This is a genomic window from Clostridia bacterium, from assembly GCA_016887505.1.
GTDB lineage: Bacteria > Bacillota > TC1 > TC1 > UBA5767 > UBA5767.
Window position 1 is genome coordinate 542,519 of record CP069393.1, and the last position, 18,149, is coordinate 560,667.

Here is an 18,149-nt window from a genome sequence, read left to right on the forward strand (position 1 = left end):
CATTAGCCTTGCTTTTTAAGGATTTCATCCAACATCTCACCACCGCTAGATACATAGTCAGGGTTTGCTGTTTTAAAAAGTACAGTAACGGCATGAGCCGGGTGGTTGGTTTCCTCCACAATAACATCCGTAATCCGTTTCGCAATCGCTTTTCTAGTCTCGTAGGATTGTTCTCTGATATTTACTTCAATAATCGGCATAATCTTTCTCCTTCTTCTTTTGTTGACTACCAATTATTGTATCGTATGAACTATACTGTAGCAAGTACAACTATGCTAGAAAAGATGTAGGCTTCGTGCTAAGATGAAAACAATGAATAGAATGTGAGGAAATACATGATAAGACTATATGAAAGTGATTGCGGATTACGCATCGGACTGGAAAAAGTGGAAACAGCGAAGACTGTTTCTGTTGGAATATGGGTAAAAACAGGTTCTCGTTGGGAACGGCCAGAAGAAAATGGGATTGCTCATTTAATTGAGCACATGCTTTTTAAGGGGACGATGCGACGTTCTGCAATGGGAATTATGGAAGAAATTGAAGAGAAGGGAGGGTCACTCAACGCATTTACATCTAGAGAATATACTTGCTTTTATGGAAAGGTCTTACTGGAAGATCTAGATTTGCTATTGGATATTCTTAGTGATATGACCTATCATTCTACAATCACACAAGAAAATTTGGATAGAGAAAAGAAAGTGGTTTTAGAAGAAATTGCGATGTATGAGGATACGCCAGACGACTCAGTGCACGATTTGCTTTTGGCTGAAATATTCCCCCGTCATCCACTGGGTCGAAGTATTTTGGGTACAGTTGAAAGCGTTGAACGCTTGAGCCAAGAACAGGTGAGAGGGTATTACGACCGCTATTATTGTTCCGATAATATCGTAGTATCGGTAGCAGGAAATGTAGATGAGAAAAAAATCATCCAATTAATTGAAGCCTTATTTGGAGACAAACGTGGTGAATACAAAAGAAGTTTTGAACCACTTTCCCAAGTGCGCGATGGGTTAATCTATCAGACTAAAAAAATTGAACAAACCAACATGTGCATGGGTGTCTTAAGTGCTAAAAAGGAAGATCCGGAATATTATCCTTTGATTATTCTAAATAGTATATTGGGCGGAAGTGGCTCTTCTAGATTATTTCAAGAAATTAGAGAAAAAAGAGGCATGGTTTATTCAATTTATTCATATAATCAATCCTTTCAAGATGCAGGTGTGTTGAGTATCTATGCTGGCACTTCGCATAAGAATGCTATGGAAGTACTTCAACTGATGTATGGTATGTTACGGGATATGATGGAAAATGGTATTGAAAGAAGTGAGTATGACCGTACCAAGAGCCAAATACGGGCCCATATCATCATGGGCAATGAATCCGTTGCCTCAAAGATGAAACGGATTGGAAGTAATCTTGTGGAGCAAGGACGTATCATTGAGGAAGATGAGATTATTAGCAATTTAGAAAAAGTGAGTTTCGATGATGTTCAAAGTATGGCGACAAAGCTATTAGACCCTGCTAAATACGCACTTGCTGTTATTGGCTCTAATGAGAATAAAAAAATGATAGAACGCTGGTTTGCCGAGCAGAAGGGGAAATGAAATGAGAAGATTTAGCAAAATAAGTCCGGAGTCTTGGGAAAAGCAGGTACCGGGTACATCTTATGGTAAAATTCAACTTCCAAAACGTGCCACAAGTAAATCTGCAGGCTATGATTTGTATTCTCCAATAGATGTATATATTGAACCAGGTGAAAAGGTGGTTGTTCCTACTGGGATAAAGGTATATATGGAAGATGATGAGGTTTTACTGGTTAATTCTAGAAGCGGACACGGTTTTAAACATGGAATCAGGCTTAGAAATATCCAAGGATGGATTGATGCCGATTATGTCGACAACCCTAGCAATGAGGGACATATTCTGGTATCGATGGTTAACAATGGGGAGGAATCTTTCTTTCTGCCCGAGGGCAAGGCAATCGCACAGTCCATGTTTATTAAGTACCTCGTAACGGAGGATGACGAGCCATTGCAATATGAACGTGAAGGTGGAATCGGTTCAACGAGTTAAATACTCCTTGAATCTGTTGCGATACCTGCTATAATTACAACAATATAGAAAATGGGGGGAAGAAGATGTTTGATGATAAATTTGCAAAAGAGGGATTGACATTCGATGACGTCCTTCTTGTTCCAGCCAAGTCGGATGTTCTACCCAACGAGGTAGATGTTAAAACGAAACTTACAAAAACAATACAGCTGAATATGCCAATCATGAGTGCTGGCATGGATACAGTGACTGAGGCTCGTATGGCCATTGCTATGGCACGAGAAGGTGGTATTGGTATCATTCACAAGAACATGCCAATTGAAGAGCAAGCGACCATGGTGGATATTGTTAAGAGATCAGAAAATGGTGTAATTACGCATCCAATTTTCGTTAATCCAGATAATACCTTACAGCAAGCGGAAAATCAGATGGCGAAATATAGGATATCGGGTGTTCCAGTCGTAGATGAAAACAAAAAGTTGGTTGGTATTCTTACCAATAGAGATATGCGTTTTGTGGATGACTATGAGACTTTGGTGAAGGATGCCATGACCTCAAAAAACTTGGTTACAGCTCCTGTTGGTACCAATCTTGAACAGGCTAAGAGGATCTTGGAAAAGTACAAGATTGAAAAGCTGCCCTTGGTTGATGATGATAACGTTTTAATGGGACTTATTACTACTAAGGATATCGAAAAGGCCATTAAATTTCCTAACTCTGCAAAAGACGAAAGAGGTAGGCTGCGTGTCGGTGCTGCAGTCGGTGTATCGAACGATGTGATGGAACGTACGGAGGCATTAGTCAATGCAGGAACTGATGTGATTGTCCTTGATTCAGCTCATGGACATTCCCGTGGTATCTTGGAATTGGTGACTAAACTTAAAAAGGCTTATCCAGAGATTCAACTGATCGCTGGTAATGTGGCTACGGCGGAAGGAACCAGAGCCTTGATTGAAGCAGGGGTCGACGCGGTAAAAGTAGGTATTGGTCCAGGTTCCATCTGTACAACTAGGGTAATTGCAGGTATTGGTGTTCCTCAGATTACTGCCGTGTATGATTGTGCTACAGAGGCAGCAAAATATGGTGTGCCTGTCATTGCCGATGGAGGCATTAAATATTCAGGAGAAATTGTTAAAGCGTTGGCTGCAGGTGCTTCGACGGTAATGCTAGGTAGTATGCTGGCTGGAACGGAAGAAAGCCCGGGCGAGATAGAAATTTATCAAGGAAGAAGCTTTAAATCATACCGAGGTATGGGCTCTATCGCAGCTATGAAAAGCGGTAGTAAGGATCGTTATTTCCAAACTGATTCTAAAAAACTGGTACCGGAAGGCATTGAGGGACGAGTAGCTTATAAAGGATATGTATCTGAAACGCTATACCAAATGGTTGGTGGACTTAGAGCTGGTATGGGCTATTGCGGCTGTGCTACTATTGAAAGTCTTAAAAAAGACTCCCGGTTTATCCGTATTACTGGTGCTGGTCTTATTGAGAGCCATCCTCACGATGTTTACGTTACCAAAGAATCTCCAAACTACAGAAAACAGTAGCATATTACGTTGTAGATGGGATTCGTCTTATTTTCAAATATTCGGCACAGTCGTTATACGACTGTGCCTTTTTTAGTTAAGTGGTCGTAGCAACAAAGGCCATAGTACATGCCTTGCTATTACTATTTATAGGAGCAAGAATCATGATTTGGTAGTAGAAAAGTCAACTACTGAATAATGGGTGAAGAAACATTGTGGTTTAGACTTTAGAACTAGACTTACTTATTATATAATCGTAGGAAGAGACTAAGGAAGCTAAGGGGAAAATACAGTGCTATATAACATAGAAGTTTGGGGATGCCAGATGAGTGAGCATGATGCGGAAACACTGGCTGGAATGATTGAAGCGATGGGATACGAACGGACACATGAGTCAGAAAAAGCCGATTTGGTGGTATTGCATACGTGTTGTGTGCGAGAAAAGGCAGAAGCCAAGGTGCTCACTAGAATAGGGGTTCTCAAAAGAATAAAAGAGGATAATCCTAATTTTATATTGGCTGTCGGCGGTTGTATGACTCAACAAAAATCTGTCGCGAAATATATTAAACAGCATTTTAAGGGAGTGGATATTATTTTTGGTACTCATAATATTCACCGCTTTCCAGAATTGGTAGAAAAAGCAAAGCGCTCTAGATACTCCATCATGGAAGTTTGGGATGAATACGATGGGATTAAGGAGACCATGCCTGCAGCACGTGAAGACAAAATTAAGGCTTATGTAAATATTATCTATGGATGTAATAATTTTTGTACATACTGTATTGTTCCCTATGTTCGTGGCCGAGAGAGAAGCCGGAGTATAGAGAATATCAGTAAGGAAGTGAAAGGCCTTTTAGATCAAGGCTACAAGGATATTATGCTATTGGGGCAAAATGTAAACTCGTTTGGTAAAACACTAGAAGACAAGCCAGACTTTAGCGATTTGCTAAATCACTTGGATACCTTGGGAGATTATCGCCTGCGGTATATGACCTCTCATCCTAGGGACTTTTCTAAAAAATTAATTGAGACTATTGCAAATTCACGAAATGTTTGCGAACAGTTTCATCTTCCTCTTCAATCTGGCAGCAACCAAATAATAAAAAAAATGCATCGCGGATATACGAAGGAAAGTTACTTGGCTACAGTAGAAGAAATATACAAGCGGTTTGATGAACCGGTAATTACCACCGATATCATTGTAGGATTTCCTGGAGAGACTGAAAAAGACTTTGAAGATACTATGGACGTGGTGAGAAAAGCTAGATATGACCTAGCGTATACCTTCTTATATTCACCAAGGGAAGGTACACCGGCGGCTAGCATGGAAAATCAGGTACCGCATGATATACAGATGGCGCGTTTTAATCGTTTGCTGGCCTTACAAAACCAAATTTCTCTTGAAAAAAACACTGCAATGTTGGGTAAGGTATATGAAGTGTTAGTTGAGGGAACTAGTAAGACCAGCGAAAAAATTCTAACTGGTCGAACAAGAGGTGGCAAGGTAGTCAATTTTGCTGGTGAGCCATCCGATATTCATCAACTACGAATGGTAGAAATTACTGGAGCTAAGACCTGGAGCTTGCGTGGAAAAATCAGACAGGGAGAGTAGAATGGCAAAACTTACACCCATGTTTAAACAATATAAGGAAATCAAAGAGAAATTCAAGGATGAGTTTCTCTTTTTCCGCATGGGGGATTTTTATGAGATGTTTTTTGATGATGCGATTCAAGCATCGGAAATACTACAAATTGCTCTTACTGCTAGAAGTGGCGGTGAAGGCCTAAAAGTCCCAATGTGCGGTGTGCCCTATCATAGTGCTAATAATTATATACATAAAATTATCCAGTCTGGTCATAAGGTAGCAATATGTGAACAAGTGGAAGACCCCAAAACCGCGAAAGGCCTTGTGAAACGCGAGGTAATTCGGATTATCACACCGGGTACTGTCCTAGAGGAAAATGCTCTGATAGGAAAGGAAAACAACCATCTTGCTTGTTTGTCGGCCAAAGAAAATCGGCTGGGAATTGCTTATTGCGACGTAAGTACGGGTAGCTTTTATGCCACTGAGGTTAATCTCTTATCTCAATGGAACGAAGTGCGGGATGAATTAGCAAGAATAGCGCCATCTGAGATTATTTTGGATGCAGATAGTCTTACCAAAGACAGGATGCAGGAAATAAAGACAATGGGATATTACTGTACCGAATTAAGAGGTGCCTTTCACGAATCACTGCATCGACAAATTGAAAAAATCAGCAATGCAGAACAGAGCTTGTGGGATCATTTGGGTGCACATAAGGCGGCTGCTGTACTCTTGTTTTATTTGAACGATACACAAAAAATGGGTATGGGGAGCATGAATACACTCCATGTATACACGCTTGCAGAGGCCATGCAGATGGATGTGGGCACCAGAAGAAACTTGGAAATAGTCCGTAGCCTAAGAACAGCCGATCAAAAAACCTCATTGGTTAGCGTATTGGATAAAACCAAAACAGCCATGGGAGGACGTAAACTAAAAGAAGTCATTCAACGTCCACTCCTATCTTTAGAGGCCATTCATAGAAGGCAGGAATACGTGAGCCAATTGGTGGATGATGTGTTTTTAAGAAAAGATTTGGCCAGAGTATTAAAAGAAGTGTACGATCTAGAACGGATTTTAACACGAGTGGCGTATGAACGAGCGAATGCCCGTGATCTTCTAGCTATGCAGATTAGTTTAAAAGCAGCGTTGAATGTAAAAAATAGACTCATTGAAGCGGGACAACCATTCCAAGCGTATGCAGAAGCGATGGAAGTCCTTGAAGACTTGTGTGCGCTATTGGCAGAAAGTATTTCCATAGATCCACCAATATCTTTAAAAGAAGGTGGCATTATTGCTGAAGGTTACAATGCCGATGTTGATGAACTACGAACGATATCGACCCAAACAACGAATATTTTGGCTTCTTTGGAAAAAAGGGAAAAAGAAGAAACCGGGATTAAGTCTTTGAAGATTGGATACAATCGGGTATTTGGGTATTACATTGATGTAACCAAGTCACATATTGATAAGGTGCCGGACCGCTATATACGCAAACAAACACTGACCAATTCAGAACGCTATATCACGGAAGAATTGAAGGAACTAGAAGACAAGATTTTACATGCTAAGGATAAACTGTATTGGTTGGAGTATACGCTATTTACAGAAATTAGAGAAAAAGTCCGTTCTCATTGTGCAACAATTCAGAAACTAGCGGAAGAATTGGCTATGCTTGATGTTTTCCTATCTTTTTCCGAGGTAGCAGTTGCTGGGGATTATGTAAGACCGACACTAGTTGAGGAATCAGTCCTTACGATAGTGGAAGGACGACATCCAGTAGTGGAACAACTGCTAGCAGAAGGACGGTTTATACCCAATGATTGTAGCCTTGCACCCAATCAGGAAATGATGGGGATTATTACAGGTCCTAATATGGCCGGCAAGTCCACCTATATTCGTATGATTGCCATCCTATGCATCATGGCTCAGGCTGGTAGCTTTGTACCTGCAAAGGCTATGGAACTAGGACTGGTAGATAGGGTTTTTGCTCGCGTGGGTGCAAGTGATGATCTGGCACGTGGTGACTCCACCTTTATGGTTGAGATGAAAGAAGTATCCAATATTTTGAAGAATGCTACAAACAAAAGCTTGATTATCTTAGATGAAGTGGGAAGAGGTACTTCAACCATTGATGGTCTGGCTATTGCCTGGTCAATTAGTGAGTACATCCACAGCCAAATTGGTTCTAGAACCCTGTTTGCTACTCACTATCACGAGTTGGTTGCCTTAGAGGAAATTTACCAAGGTATAGTCAATTTGTCGATGTCGGTGGAGGAAAAGGACGATGACGTGCTGTTTCTTAGAAAAGTAGTACGAGGCGGGACAGATCGGTCCTATGGAATTCACGTGGCACGCATGGCTGGTTTACCTTCTGCAGTGATAAATAGGGCTAGTGAGAAGCTGATACAATTGGAGCAGGGCGAGATTAAAAGTATGCATGTAAATGGTGAACAACTTGAATGGAAAGAGGAAAACCCAGCTATAGAACTTCTGAAAGAAATTAATCCTGAAGCTTTAAGCCCTAGACAAGCATTGGATGTTTTGTATGAACTAAAAGAACGCAGTGAAGGGTGAGTGAGCCGGCATGGGTAAGATATATATATTAGGAGAAGAAATTGCGAACCAGATTGCGGCAGGTGAAGTGGTAGAAAAACCGGCCTCTGTTGTGAAAGAACTCGTGGAAAATGCAATGGATGCAGGTGCTCAAAGTATCCGTGTTGAAATCGAGGAAGGTGGTTTGTCCAAAATTGAAGTGGAAGATGACGGGATAGGTATGGAAAAAGAGGACATATCACTCGCTTTTAAGCGACATGCTACTAGTAAAATACGCCAGGCCCAGGACCTCTTTGAACTTACAACGATGGGATTTAGGGGAGAAGCTCTTCCAAGTATTGCTTCCGTTTCTAAGATATGCTTATGTTCTCAAGTGCAAGGGGAAGCCAAGGGAAACTGTATTGAGCTACATGGTGGTAAGAGTATTAAAACGAAGCCGATTGCCATGTCGCATGGAACCTGTATAACCGTAAGTGACCTTTTCTTTAATACACCTGCCAGAAAAAAATTTATGAAGTCACCCCACCTTGAAAAAGGTGCAATAGTAGATTTGGTTCAGAAATTGGCTATGTCCCATACCGACATTGCTTTTACGCTTGTATCTGATGGAAAAACCTTATTCAAAACGAGAGGATCGGGTGACTTGCGAGATACTCTAGCGTATTTAATTCCGGGAGAATTATCTCGTAAATTGATTGAGGTAAAAGAAGATAGTGATTATTTTAGTGTTCGAGGCCTAATTGCTCCATCCTATTTGTATAGAGCAACCAGGGATATGGAAATCTTTTTTGTAAACGGACGATATGTGCGTTCCAAGGTACTGCAGAATGCACTTGAGGAGGCTTATAGACATCGTATACCAATACGAAAGTACCCTATAGGGATATTATCTATAAATATGAATCCTGCAGCCTTAGACGTGAATATTCACCCCTCCAAGATGGAAGTTAAATTCTCTATGGAACAAGCTCTAAAAAAAGAGCTATCTCTTTGTGTTCAAAAAACGTTGACACATGAAAGTGAAATACGAGGTTTAGGTCAAAACAGCTCTCTCATACAGGCTAATGAAGAGATCATGCCAACCACGACCGATTTGAATGAACTAGCAAAAAAAGATTTTTCAAAAGAGCCTGCAAAAGAATTTAGATTGGTGCCGGAAAAGCCTAAAGTACAAGAAGAAATGGTATTTGAAAAAGCACTCCCAAACCCCTATGTTAGAGTAGCAAATTCTGGAACGCAGAGTATAGACTTGCCTTTGCATGATGAATTTTTAGGCATGAGGGTTCTTAGTGTGATAGCTAAAACCTATGTGGTGCTGACGAAGAATGATCAGTTATATCTATTAGACCAGCATGCTGCTCACGAGAGGGTGCGTTACGAGTCTCTAAAAAAGGCTTATTGTGCTGAAAAACTTACTGCTCAGTTTCTACTGGAACCAGTGGTGTTGATTCTTGGTTACGATCAAAAAGAGCGGATGTTGGAACAAATTAATAGACTCTCTGATTTAGGAGTCGTGGTGGAGCTGTTTGGAGAGGATGAATTCCTCCTACGAGGGGTTCCAGCAGGTCTTAAGGGGATGGACTACCAATTGCTATTTGAAGAGCTTCTAGATGCCTTAGAAAACGACCAGGAAAGCATTAAAGAGAGAATGCTGGAGATGGCTTCGTGCAGGGGAGCTATCAAAGCTGGTGATTCCATTCGTTTGGATGAGGTATCGGTCTTGCTTAAAGAGATGAGTAAACTTGAAGATCCATACACCTGTCCTCATGGTAGACCGACTGTGATAAAGTTAGGTAAAGAGGAATTGGCGAAGCTATTCCTGAGGGATTGATGAGATGAAGAATAAAGTTGTTGCAATTCTGGGGCCAACAGCCTCAGGAAAAAGTGATTTGGCAGTTGAATTGGCAGATCGAGTGGGCGGAGAAATTATTTCTTGTGATTCCGTGCAGCTATATCGTGGCTTGGATATTGGTTCTGGAAAAGTCACGGAGAGAGAAAAAATTGCTTCAAGTGGTCGAAAGATTGTCCATCATATGTTGGATGTTTGTGACCCAGTTGACGAATTCACGGCCTATGATTACCAGAAGTCTGCGAGAAGAGCAGTTGAGGCTGTGATTGCAAGCGAAAAAATCCCCATTCTTTGTGGGGGGACTGGACTCTATTTCAAGAGTGTTGTAGATGATTATCATTATGAAAATGAGCCAGATGAGAAGCAAATTGAGATACAAAATAAATATTTGAAATTATTGGATGAACAGGGTAAGGAAGCAATGCATCGCCTTTTGGCGGCAAAAGACCCTGAGGCTGCTAAAACCTATCACCAAAACAATGTAAGAAGGGTAATCCGGGCTTTAGTGCGTTTAGAGATGGATTATGCTACAGTGGATGAAATAAAGTCTGAGCCATACTATCATGTTCTAGGGTATGGCCTACAAGTTGATAGAACGGTACTCTACAAACGCATTGATGCGAGAGTAGAGGAAATGTTAGCACAAGGAATTTTAGAAGAAACGAAAGGGCTTTTGATGCGAGGTGTGCCCAGAGAACATAAGATTATGAATACTTTAGGATATCGACATATGCTACAGTTTATGGATGGAATAATTGATTGGGATGAGGCTGTAAGGCTGATGAAACGGGATACTAGGCGGTATGCTAAGCGACAGTATACCTGGTTTAAAAGAGATGCCAGGATACAATGGTTGCCCTATGATTCTAAGGAAGACCGAGAGGTGAATCTATCAATAATGGAGAGCGGAATTAGCAATTTTTTCTAAAAGTGAAAATTGATATTGACATTGCTTAGTTATGCCCATATAATAAGTCTTGTCGTCGGGGCATAGCGCAGTTTGGTAGCGCACCTGGTTTGGGACCAGGGGGTCGGGGGTTCGAATCCCTCTGCCCCGACCACATTATAATATGGCCCGTTGGTCAAGCGGTTAAGACACCGCCCTTTCACGGCGGTATCAGGGGTTCAATTCCCCTACGGGTCACCAAAATCGCGGCCCCGTGGTGTAGTGGTTAACACGTCGGCCTGTCACGCCGAAGATCGTCGGTTCAAATCCGATCGGGGTCGCCATTTTTTAAAATAAAATATAATAAAGTTTCCGATTATCGGAGCTGCACGTGGAGGAATTCCCGAGCTGGCCAAAGGGGGCAGACTGTAAATCTGCTGGCAACGCCTTCGCAGGTTCGAATCCTGCTTCCTCCACCAACCATTGGGCTGTCGCCAAGCGGTAAGGCACCGGGTTTTGGTCTCGGCATTCGTTGGTTCGAATCCAGCCAGCCCAGCCAAAACACCCTAGGGTGTTTTTTTGTAACAGAGTTCAAATTTTCAATAAAAGTTATTGACTTTAGCTAAGCAAACTCCTTATAATGTATCTTGTCGTCGGGGCATAGCGCAGCTTGGTAGCGCACCTGGTTCGGGATCAGGGGGTCGGGGGTTCAAATCCCTTTGCCCCGACCAAAGTAACAAAAACTTAATATCTTTGCCGACGTAGCTCAACTGGAAGAGCAGCTGATTTGTAATCAGCAGGTTGCGGGTTCGAGTCCCATCGTCGGCTCCATAATGTGGAGGAATTCCCGAGCTGGCCAAAGGGGGCAGACTGTAAATCTGCTGGCAACGCCTTCGCAGGTTCGAATCCTGCTTCCTCCACCAAGCATTGGGCTGTCGCCAAGCGGTAAGGCACCGGGTTTTGGTCTCGGCATTCGTTGGTTCGAATCCAGCCAGCCCAGCCAAGGTTTCTCTATGAGAAACCTTTTTTTTCGCCTTTTATGCAGTATTGAAATTCGTGTAGTTCACTCTTGAAAAAAGCGTGTTATAATATGAAATAGGGAGTGATTAAGATGAAAGATATCGTTTTCAACAGAGTGGTTAGACAAGGTACCATCGGCATTCCAAATGATCTAATTTGGAGTTATAAAAAAATTGGTCTTACCGAAGAAGAACTAGTCGTTCTTATGCTTCTGTTTGCCTTTGGGCAAAAAAAGAATGATTTTTATCCGGATTTGGCAGATGTTGCCGATTTAATGGAAAAAGATATGCAGGAAGTACAGGGACTGATTGCTTCTCTGATGGAAAAAGAATGTCTTTCAATAGAACGAGAGTATTCATTGGAAGAACAAACTTTTTTTCCGATATTTTCTTGTGACCCACTTTTCAAAAAATTGGGCAGACATATTTCTGCCGTAAATGAAAAAAAACGGGAAATCTATCAAGAAAGACTTCTTAAAGAGCTAGCAGAAAAAGAAATCAATAAAGAGCATCCTAGTCGAGAGCCCAAAGAAAAAGATATTTTCACAGTTTTTGAGGAAGAATTCGGTAGGCTTCTTACCAATACAGAACGAGCCTATATTGTTGAGTGGATCAAGGGAGATGCATTTACAGAAAATCTAGTCCTAGAAGCACTTAGAAGCTCTGTCTCTCGAGACAAGCTGAATTTTAAATATATTGATACTATTTTAAGAGATTGGGAGAGAAAAGGTATTCGAACTGCAAAGCAGGCTAGAATGGAAGATCAGAAAACTCGTGGTAGACAAAAGACAAAAAGTAACCGGGTTAGTAAGAACTTTACTGAGGAAAAAGCGAAGTCCAAATATGATCATTTGGTCGTTAACATGATGGAGTAGGCATGAAAGATATTTTGCAAAAAAAAATTCAAGAATTGCGCGAAACCATAAAGAATAGCCCAAAAGAAAAAGAGGAAGTACAGTACGAATGTCCGATTTGCAAAGATAGGGGCTTGATTTATAAAGATGGGCAAGCCTATATATGCAATTGTGTAAATAAGAAACGCTTTGAAAACCAATTCAAACATGCTAGGTTGGCTGGTGAATACTTGCATAAGAGCTTTGATGATTTTCAAATAAAGTATTATAGTTCATATCGCATTGATACAAACAGCAATGTCACCTACCGCCAATTAGCAACCCAGTGTTTAACAGCGGCTAAACTTTTTACAGATAGTGTCATTAATAAGAAAAAACATAAAGGAATGTATGTTTACGGCACTGTCGGAAGTGGGAAGACGCTTCTAACAAGTTGTATTGCTAATCGTTTGCTAGAACATAATATCGAACTGCTGTTCATATCTGTACCAGACTTTTTGGATGAAATTAAAGCTACCTTTAACCAAAAGGGAAATCAAGAAATGGACTTAATGAATCAAGTTAGAAATGTCCGAGTGTTAATTTTAGATGATTTGGGAGCGCATACATATACTGATTGGTCAGCAGGTAGAATTTATAATATAATCAATTATAGGGCAAGTAATAATTTATCTACCATAATTACATCCAATTTATCTGTTGATGGTTTAGCGGAGGCTTTGGATGAAAGGACTAGCTCACGCGTAATGCAACTCTGCACGCTCTACCGGCTAGAAACAGAGGAAGATATTCGATGCCAAGTCTATAAAGAAAACCTAAAAAGGGTTTGACAGTCTAAAGCATATTTGATACTTTTAAATGAATAACGAGTTCTCATTTTTTGAGGAGCAAGGTCAATTAGTACGAAAGTGGAGCCGCAAGCGTTGATACTTTTAGAAAAGGTGACTTTGCCGAAGTGGATTGGTGCAAACAATCTGCTGGTTCTACATCGAATAGGTGTAGTGCTGTCACCTTAGGTGGAGTGCATTAGATGAGCATAAACTGTTGAGAACGCAGGCTTATGCTTGTGTTTTTTTATTGGAGGAACGAATGAAAGATATACGCGTGCTCGTATGTGGAGCAATGGGAAAAATGGGCCAGCAGGTTATTCAAGCGGTTACACTTGCGGAAGATATGTCCGTTGTAGCTGCAGTTGATACCCAGAATATTGGAAAAAGTTTGATTGATTTAACAGGAGATGATTCAGTTATCATCACCGGGGACTTGGCGCAAGCAATCAAGGACACCAAGCCAGATGTTATGGTTGATTTTACCAATCCTAAAGTGGTTTACCAAAATGTTTCGACAGCCATCGATTTGGGTGTTCACCCTGTGATTGGAGCTACAGGACTTAGTAAAGAACAGACAGAGGATCTTTCCAATCGCATGGAAGAAAAAAAATTAGGCGGCCTTTTGGCTTCGAATTTTGCGATTGGAGCAATTCTGATGGTGGAGTTTAGTAAAAAAGCAGCTGCCTATATGCAGGATGTGGAAATTATTGAATATCATCACGACAAGAAGTTGGATGCACCCTCTGGAACATCTTTATCTACGGCAAAAGCCATTGCAGAAGTTCGAAAGAGTCATAAGCAAGGCCACCCAGAAGAAAAGGAATTGTTAGAAGGAGCAAGAGGAGCTAACTATGATGGCATACCGATTCATTCGGTACGATTACCTGGCAGAGTTGCGCACCAGGAGGTTATTTTTGGCAGTTTAGGACAGATTCTTACCATACGGCATGACAGTATAAATAGAGAATCATTTATGCCAGGTGTTTTATTGGGCATTCGAGAAGTATGTAACAAAGAAGAATTGATTGTAGGTTTAGAAAAACTATTATAGGAGGAATTAGGATGGTAGTAGTAGGTCTAAAAAATTGCTCAAAATGTGAAGCTCTAAAAGAACAGTTGACCAAGGATGGGACATCTTTTGATTATCGAGAGTTTAAAGATCTACCCCTGATTGCTCAAAGAAAAATCAGCAAGCGTTTTAGAGATGATACCGGCGGCATAGCCTTTCCGGTAGTCATCGAAGATGAATCAGAGTATAAATTATAGTAAAGATTAAGGAGATATAGAAAAATGGGTTATAATGTTGCGGTTGTCGGAACAGGAGCAGTAGGTTCAACCATTTTACAAGTTATGGAGGAAAGAAATTTTCCTGTAGACAACCTGAAGTTGTTGGCAACCAGCCGTTCGGCGGGTAAGGTCATGACTTTTAAAGGGAAAAATTATGTAATTGAAGAAACTACCCCAGATTCTTTTGAAAATATTGATTTGGCTCTTTTTGCAGGTGGCAAAGCGAGTACCATGTTTGCAAAAGAAGCAGTGAAAAGAGGAGCAGTAGTTATTGATAATGGAAGCTCTTTCCGTATGGATCCAGAAGTACCCTTAGTAGTACCTGAAGTGAATCCAGAGGATATCAAAAAGCATAAGGGAATAATTGCCAACCCCAACTGCTCTACCATACAGATGGTTGTTGGTTTAAAACCAATATATGATATTTCGCGAATCAAGAGTGTAGTAGTTTCTACTTACCAAGCCGTTTCAGGCGCGGGACAAGAAGCCATGGATGAGTTGGAGAATCAGACGCGTGACTTATTGGAAAATAGAGAACCAAAGGTCCAGGTATTTCAGCACCAAATCGGCATGAATTTGATTCCTCATATTGATGTATTTTGGGATAATGGTTATACCAAAGAAGAGATGAAGATGGTCAATGAGACTAGAAAAATCCTTCACGACGAAGATATGCGTATTACTGCGACTACAGTACGAGTGCCAATTATGCGAAGCCATTCTGAATCAGTTTTGGCTATCACAGAGAAAAAAATTGGTGCACAAGAAGCAAAAGATGCATTTGATTCTTTTGAAGGAATTATTCTACAAGACGACCCAGAAAATAATGTTTATCCTATGCCTTACTTTACATCAGATACAGATGAAGTCTACATAGGTCGCGTGCGAGAAGACTTGGCATTTGAAAATGGTTTATCCTTTTTTGTGGTCGCTGACCAGCTAAGAAAGGGTGCCGCTACCAACGCTGTGCAGATTGCTGAACAATTGATTGCATATAACATGCTATAAGGAGAGGAATAATGTTGGATTTCGGAAATGTCGTCACCGCGATGGTGACGCCGTTTGACGCCCAAGGAAAGCTTGACGTTGAAGCGGTTAGAAAATTGGCAAAACACCTTGAAAATACAGGTACAGATACAATTCTAGTGGCAGGAACTACGGGTGAAAGTCCTACTCTTAGCTGCGAGGAAAAAATTACATTGCTAAAGACTGTCAAGGATGTGGTTAAAATTCCGGTGATGATTGGTACAGGTTGTAATGATACTAGAGCTACCATAGAAATGAGCAAAATGGCAGAAGAAGCAGGTGCTGATGCCTTACTGTTGGTAGTACCTTATTACAATAAACCCAATGCGAAAGGCTTATATGAGCATTTTAAGGCCATTGCTGAATCAACTAAATTGCCATGTATGCTTTATAATATACCGAGCAGAACTGGTATCAATATGGACGCAGAAACGACAATTGAATTGTCAAAAATTTCCAATATTATTGCCCTTAAAGCCGCTAGTGGCTGTCTAGATCATATTATTAGAATCCGTATGGCAACAAGTGGAGACTTTTCCATCTATTCAGGTGACGATTCACTAACTCTGCCTATCCTATCTGTTGGGGGTAGGGGTGTAGTATCTGTTGCTTCGAATATTATCGGATCACCAATCCAAGAAATGGTCAGTCTCTACCGTAAGGGAGAGTCAGACAAAGCTAGGGCTAGATTCTTCAATCTATATCCAATGTTTAGAGGTTTGTTTATCGATACCAACCCGATACCTGTTAAATATGCCGCTAGTCTTTTGGGCTTGCTTGAGGATAATTACCGCTTGCCAATCGTAGGACCAGAGGAAGATACAAAGCAGTTTGTAAAACAACTTTTAGAAAAATATAAATTACTATAAACAGGCTTAGGCCTGTTTTTTTCTTGTGTTTATGACATCTATCCTTTATAATCAGATGAAGATAACTGTTCGGATAAATAATGAATTAGGAGGATTAGAGTGTCAAAAAACGAAAATAAAGTTTCCATAATACCATTGGGTGGTCTGGGTGAAATCGGAAAGAACATGACAGTCATCAAATATGGTGAGGAAATGATCCTGATAGATGCTGGATTGACTTTTCCCGAGGACGACATGCTGGGAATCGATATTGTCATTCCAGACATAACCTATCTGGAGGAAAATAGGGACAAACTGTTGGGGATCTTCTTGACGCATGCACATGAAGATCACATTGGTGCGCTTCCGTACGTATTGGATAAGATTCAGGTGCCTGTCTATGGGACCCGTTTTACCTTGGGACTGGTTAAAGGAAAACTGAAGGAAAGAAGGATGCTGGAACAAGCAAAACTTCATACCGTAAAACCTAGGGGCATGGTAAAAAAAGGACCATTTAAGATTGAATTTTTCCGCGTGAGTCATAGTATTCCAGATGCAGTTGGTATCGTGGTGCACACACCAGAAGGTATCATCGTTCATACTGGAGACTTCAAATTTGATCAGACGCCGGTAGATGGTCAACTGATGGATTTGCCCAAGTTGGCAAAACTAGGAGAGCAGGGTGTGCTTGCTCTTATGTCAGATAGCACCAATGCAGAGCGTAGCGGTAGTACTATGAGCGAAAAAGAGGTAGGTAGGAACCTACTTGAAGCGTTTCGGGAAGCAACTGGCCGGGTTATTGTTGCTAGTTTTGCAAGCAACGTGCATAGAGTGCAACAGATTGTGAATGCCGCAGCTGCTACTGACCGAAAGGTTGCTGTAATCGGTCGTAGTATGGTCAATATTTTTGAAGTTGCAAGAGAGCTAGGGTATCTAAGGGTACCAAAGAAAACTTATGTTGAAGTAGAACAAGTGGCAAAATTGCCACCCAATAAAGTAACTATTATCACAACGGGAAGTCAAGGTGAACCGAAAAGTGCACTTTCAAGACTGGCCTTAAGTGATCACAGGCAATTAGAAATCAACGAAAAGGATACGGTCATTATATCGGCGAATCCGATTCCTGGTAATGAGAAATATGTTTCGAGAACGATTGATCAACTATTTCGACTAGGAGCTAAAGTGATTTATGGTAAAGCAAGTGATATGCATGTGAGTGGACATGCTAGCAAGGAAGATTTGTTGCTAATGCTAAACCTGATTAAGCCTAAATATTTCATACCTGTACATGGAGAATACCGTATGCAAGTAGCCCATGCAAAATTTGCTGAACAAACTGGTGTTGATCCGAACAATATCTTCATTGCAGACAACGGCCAAGTTATAGAACTCAGCAAGGAAAAAGGGCGTATTGCAGGACGTGTATCTTCAGGAAGAACATTGGTAGACGGTTTGGGTGTTGGCGATGTTGGAAACATCGTATTAAGGGACCGCAAACAGCTTTCAGAAGATGGGATTGTCATCGTTATGATTGGGCTTTCTAAGAAGGGGTCTGAATTGATGAGTGGTCCAGATGTAGTGTCTAGAGGCTTTGTCTATGTCCGCGAATCGGAAGAACTGATGGATGAGACTAAAAAACGCATTGTTGAGACACTGGATAATCTGAAAAAAGATGGTGTCTACGAATGGAGTGGTATTAAGAATAAAGTCAGAGAACAAGTGAGCCGATTCCTATACGAAAAGACTAGAAGAAGACCGATGGTTCTACCCATCATTGTAGAAATTTAGTAATTGGATACACGGGCTTTGTCCGTGTATTTTTTTGGAGAA

15 protein-coding genes and 9 tRNA genes are annotated in these 18,149 nt (G+C 41.0%); 23 read left to right on the forward strand and 1 reads right to left on the reverse strand.

All coding sequences use genetic code 11. The features are described from left to right. Positions 1-2 precede the first annotated feature (2 nt). Positions 3-200 (reverse strand): tautomerase family protein, encoded by a 198-nt coding sequence (locus JR334_02630; GenBank protein QRN86145.1) that lies wholly within the window; start codon positions 198-200, stop codon positions 3-5. A 135-nt stretch (positions 201-335) separates the two neighbouring features. On the opposite strand from JR334_02630, the gene JR334_02635 reads away from it, so the two are divergent. The 23 genes from JR334_02635 (at position 336) to JR334_02745 (ending at position 18,107) form a co-directional block, all read left to right on the forward strand. Then, the gene (locus JR334_02635) at positions 336-1,604 is read left to right on the forward strand and encodes an insulinase family protein (protein ID QRN86146.1); all 1,269 of its coding nucleotides are present in this window, start codon (positions 336-338) and stop codon (positions 1,602-1,604) included. A gap of 1 nt (position 1,605) precedes the next feature. Continuing rightward, complete coding sequence (locus JR334_02640; protein QRN86147.1) at positions 1,606-2,073, forward strand: dUTP diphosphatase; 468 nt, start codon at positions 1,606-1,608, stop codon at positions 2,071-2,073. 65 nt (positions 2,074-2,138) lie between these two features. After that, positions 2,139-3,599, forward strand: a complete 1,461-nt coding sequence (guaB, locus tag JR334_02645; GenBank protein QRN86148.1) for an IMP dehydrogenase — start codon at positions 2,139-2,141, stop codon at positions 3,597-3,599. Between the two features lie 304 nt (positions 3,600-3,903). Then, positions 3,904-5,190, forward strand: a complete 1,287-nt coding sequence (gene miaB, locus JR334_02650) for a tRNA (N6-isopentenyl adenosine(37)-C2)-methylthiotransferase MiaB (GenBank protein QRN86840.1) — start codon at positions 3,904-3,906, stop codon at positions 5,188-5,190. A gap of 1 nt (position 5,191) precedes the next feature. Beyond that, positions 5,192-7,741 (forward strand): DNA mismatch repair protein MutS, encoded by a 2,550-nt coding sequence (gene mutS / locus JR334_02655; protein ID QRN86149.1) that lies wholly within the window; start codon positions 5,192-5,194, stop codon positions 7,739-7,741. 10 nt (positions 7,742-7,751) lie between these two features. Then, positions 7,752-9,551, forward strand: coding sequence for a DNA mismatch repair endonuclease MutL (mutL, locus tag JR334_02660; GenBank protein ID QRN86150.1), 1,800 nt, complete (start codon positions 7,752-7,754; stop codon positions 9,549-9,551). Positions 9,552-9,555: 4 nt separating this feature from the next. After that, the gene (gene miaA / locus JR334_02665; GenBank protein QRN86151.1) at positions 9,556-10,497 is read left to right on the forward strand and encodes a tRNA (adenosine(37)-N6)-dimethylallyltransferase MiaA; all 942 of its coding nucleotides are present in this window, start codon (positions 9,556-9,558) and stop codon (positions 10,495-10,497) included. A 56-nt stretch (positions 10,498-10,553) separates the two neighbouring features. Then, positions 10,554-10,630, forward strand: a tRNA-Pro gene (locus JR334_02670). An 11-nt stretch (positions 10,631-10,641) separates the two neighbouring features. Beyond that, positions 10,642-10,716, forward strand: a tRNA-Glu gene (locus JR334_02675). A 7-nt stretch (positions 10,717-10,723) separates the two neighbouring features. Beyond that, positions 10,724-10,799 (forward strand) — tRNA-Asp (locus JR334_02680). A 49-nt stretch (positions 10,800-10,848) separates the two neighbouring features. Continuing rightward, positions 10,849-10,934 (forward strand) — tRNA-Tyr (locus JR334_02685). A 5-nt stretch (positions 10,935-10,939) separates the two neighbouring features. Further along, positions 10,940-11,014: transfer RNA gene (locus JR334_02690), tRNA-Gln, on the forward strand. Positions 11,015-11,109: 95 nt separating this feature from the next. Further along, a tRNA-Pro gene (locus tag JR334_02695) sits at positions 11,110-11,186 on the forward strand. 24 nt (positions 11,187-11,210) lie between these two features. Then, positions 11,211-11,286: transfer RNA gene (locus JR334_02700), tRNA-Thr, on the forward strand. A gap of 6 nt (positions 11,287-11,292) precedes the next feature. Beyond that, positions 11,293-11,378: transfer RNA gene (locus tag JR334_02705), tRNA-Tyr, on the forward strand. Positions 11,379-11,383: 5 nt separating this feature from the next. Then, positions 11,384-11,458, forward strand: a tRNA-Gln gene (locus JR334_02710). A gap of 108 nt (positions 11,459-11,566) precedes the next feature. Next, a complete protein-coding gene (locus JR334_02715; protein ID QRN86152.1) occupies positions 11,567-12,349 on the forward strand; it encodes a DnaD domain protein in 783 nt (260 codons plus the stop codon). A 2-nt stretch (positions 12,350-12,351) separates the two neighbouring features. Then, positions 12,352-13,158 (forward strand): ATP-binding protein, encoded by an 807-nt coding sequence (locus JR334_02720; protein QRN86153.1) that lies wholly within the window; start codon positions 12,352-12,354, stop codon positions 13,156-13,158. A 259-nt stretch (positions 13,159-13,417) separates the two neighbouring features. Next, positions 13,418-14,209 (forward strand): 4-hydroxy-tetrahydrodipicolinate reductase, encoded by a 792-nt coding sequence (locus JR334_02725; GenBank protein ID QRN86154.1) that lies wholly within the window; start codon positions 13,418-13,420, stop codon positions 14,207-14,209. A gap of 11 nt (positions 14,210-14,220) precedes the next feature. Next, on the forward strand, positions 14,221-14,424 hold the full coding sequence (locus tag JR334_02730) for a hypothetical protein (GenBank protein ID QRN86155.1): 204 nt from the start codon (positions 14,221-14,223) through the stop codon (positions 14,422-14,424). A 24-nt stretch (positions 14,425-14,448) separates the two neighbouring features. After that, entirely contained in the window at positions 14,449-15,453 is a 1,005-nt protein-coding gene (locus JR334_02735; protein QRN86156.1) for an aspartate-semialdehyde dehydrogenase, read from the forward strand. A gap of 11 nt (positions 15,454-15,464) precedes the next feature. Beyond that, positions 15,465-16,340 (forward strand): 4-hydroxy-tetrahydrodipicolinate synthase, encoded by an 876-nt coding sequence (gene dapA, locus JR334_02740; GenBank protein QRN86157.1) that lies wholly within the window; start codon positions 15,465-15,467, stop codon positions 16,338-16,340. A gap of 99 nt (positions 16,341-16,439) precedes the next feature. After that, positions 16,440-18,107, forward strand: coding sequence for a ribonuclease J (locus tag JR334_02745; GenBank protein QRN86158.1), 1,668 nt, complete (start codon positions 16,440-16,442; stop codon positions 18,105-18,107). The last annotated feature ends 42 nt before the right edge of the window (positions 18,108-18,149 follow it).

Coding starts and splice junctions, on each gene's coding strand:
- JR334_02630 (QRN86145.1), bottom strand. CDS start 200: ATGCCGATTATTGAAGTAAATATCAGAGAACAATCCTACGAGACTAGA.
- JR334_02635 (QRN86146.1), top strand. CDS start 336: ATGATAAGACTATATGAAAGTGATTGCGGATTACGCATCGGACTGGAA.
- JR334_02640 (QRN86147.1), top strand. CDS start 1,606: ATGAGAAGATTTAGCAAAATAAGTCCGGAGTCTTGGGAAAAGCAGGTA.
- guaB (QRN86148.1), top strand. CDS start 2,139: ATGTTTGATGATAAATTTGCAAAAGAGGGATTGACATTCGATGACGTC.
- miaB (QRN86840.1), top strand. CDS start 3,904: ATGAGTGAGCATGATGCGGAAACACTGGCTGGAATGATTGAAGCGATG.
- mutS (QRN86149.1), top strand. CDS start 5,192: ATGGCAAAACTTACACCCATGTTTAAACAATATAAGGAAATCAAAGAG.
- mutL (QRN86150.1), top strand. CDS start 7,752: ATGGGTAAGATATATATATTAGGAGAAGAAATTGCGAACCAGATTGCG.
- miaA (QRN86151.1), top strand. CDS start 9,556: ATGAAGAATAAAGTTGTTGCAATTCTGGGGCCAACAGCCTCAGGAAAA.
- JR334_02715 (QRN86152.1), top strand. CDS start 11,567: ATGAAAGATATCGTTTTCAACAGAGTGGTTAGACAAGGTACCATCGGC.
- JR334_02720 (QRN86153.1), top strand. CDS start 12,352: ATGAAAGATATTTTGCAAAAAAAAATTCAAGAATTGCGCGAAACCATA.
- JR334_02725 (QRN86154.1), top strand. CDS start 13,418: ATGAAAGATATACGCGTGCTCGTATGTGGAGCAATGGGAAAAATGGGC.
- JR334_02730 (QRN86155.1), top strand. CDS start 14,221: ATGGTAGTAGTAGGTCTAAAAAATTGCTCAAAATGTGAAGCTCTAAAA.
- JR334_02735 (QRN86156.1), top strand. CDS start 14,449: ATGGGTTATAATGTTGCGGTTGTCGGAACAGGAGCAGTAGGTTCAACC.
- dapA (QRN86157.1), top strand. CDS start 15,465: ATGTTGGATTTCGGAAATGTCGTCACCGCGATGGTGACGCCGTTTGAC.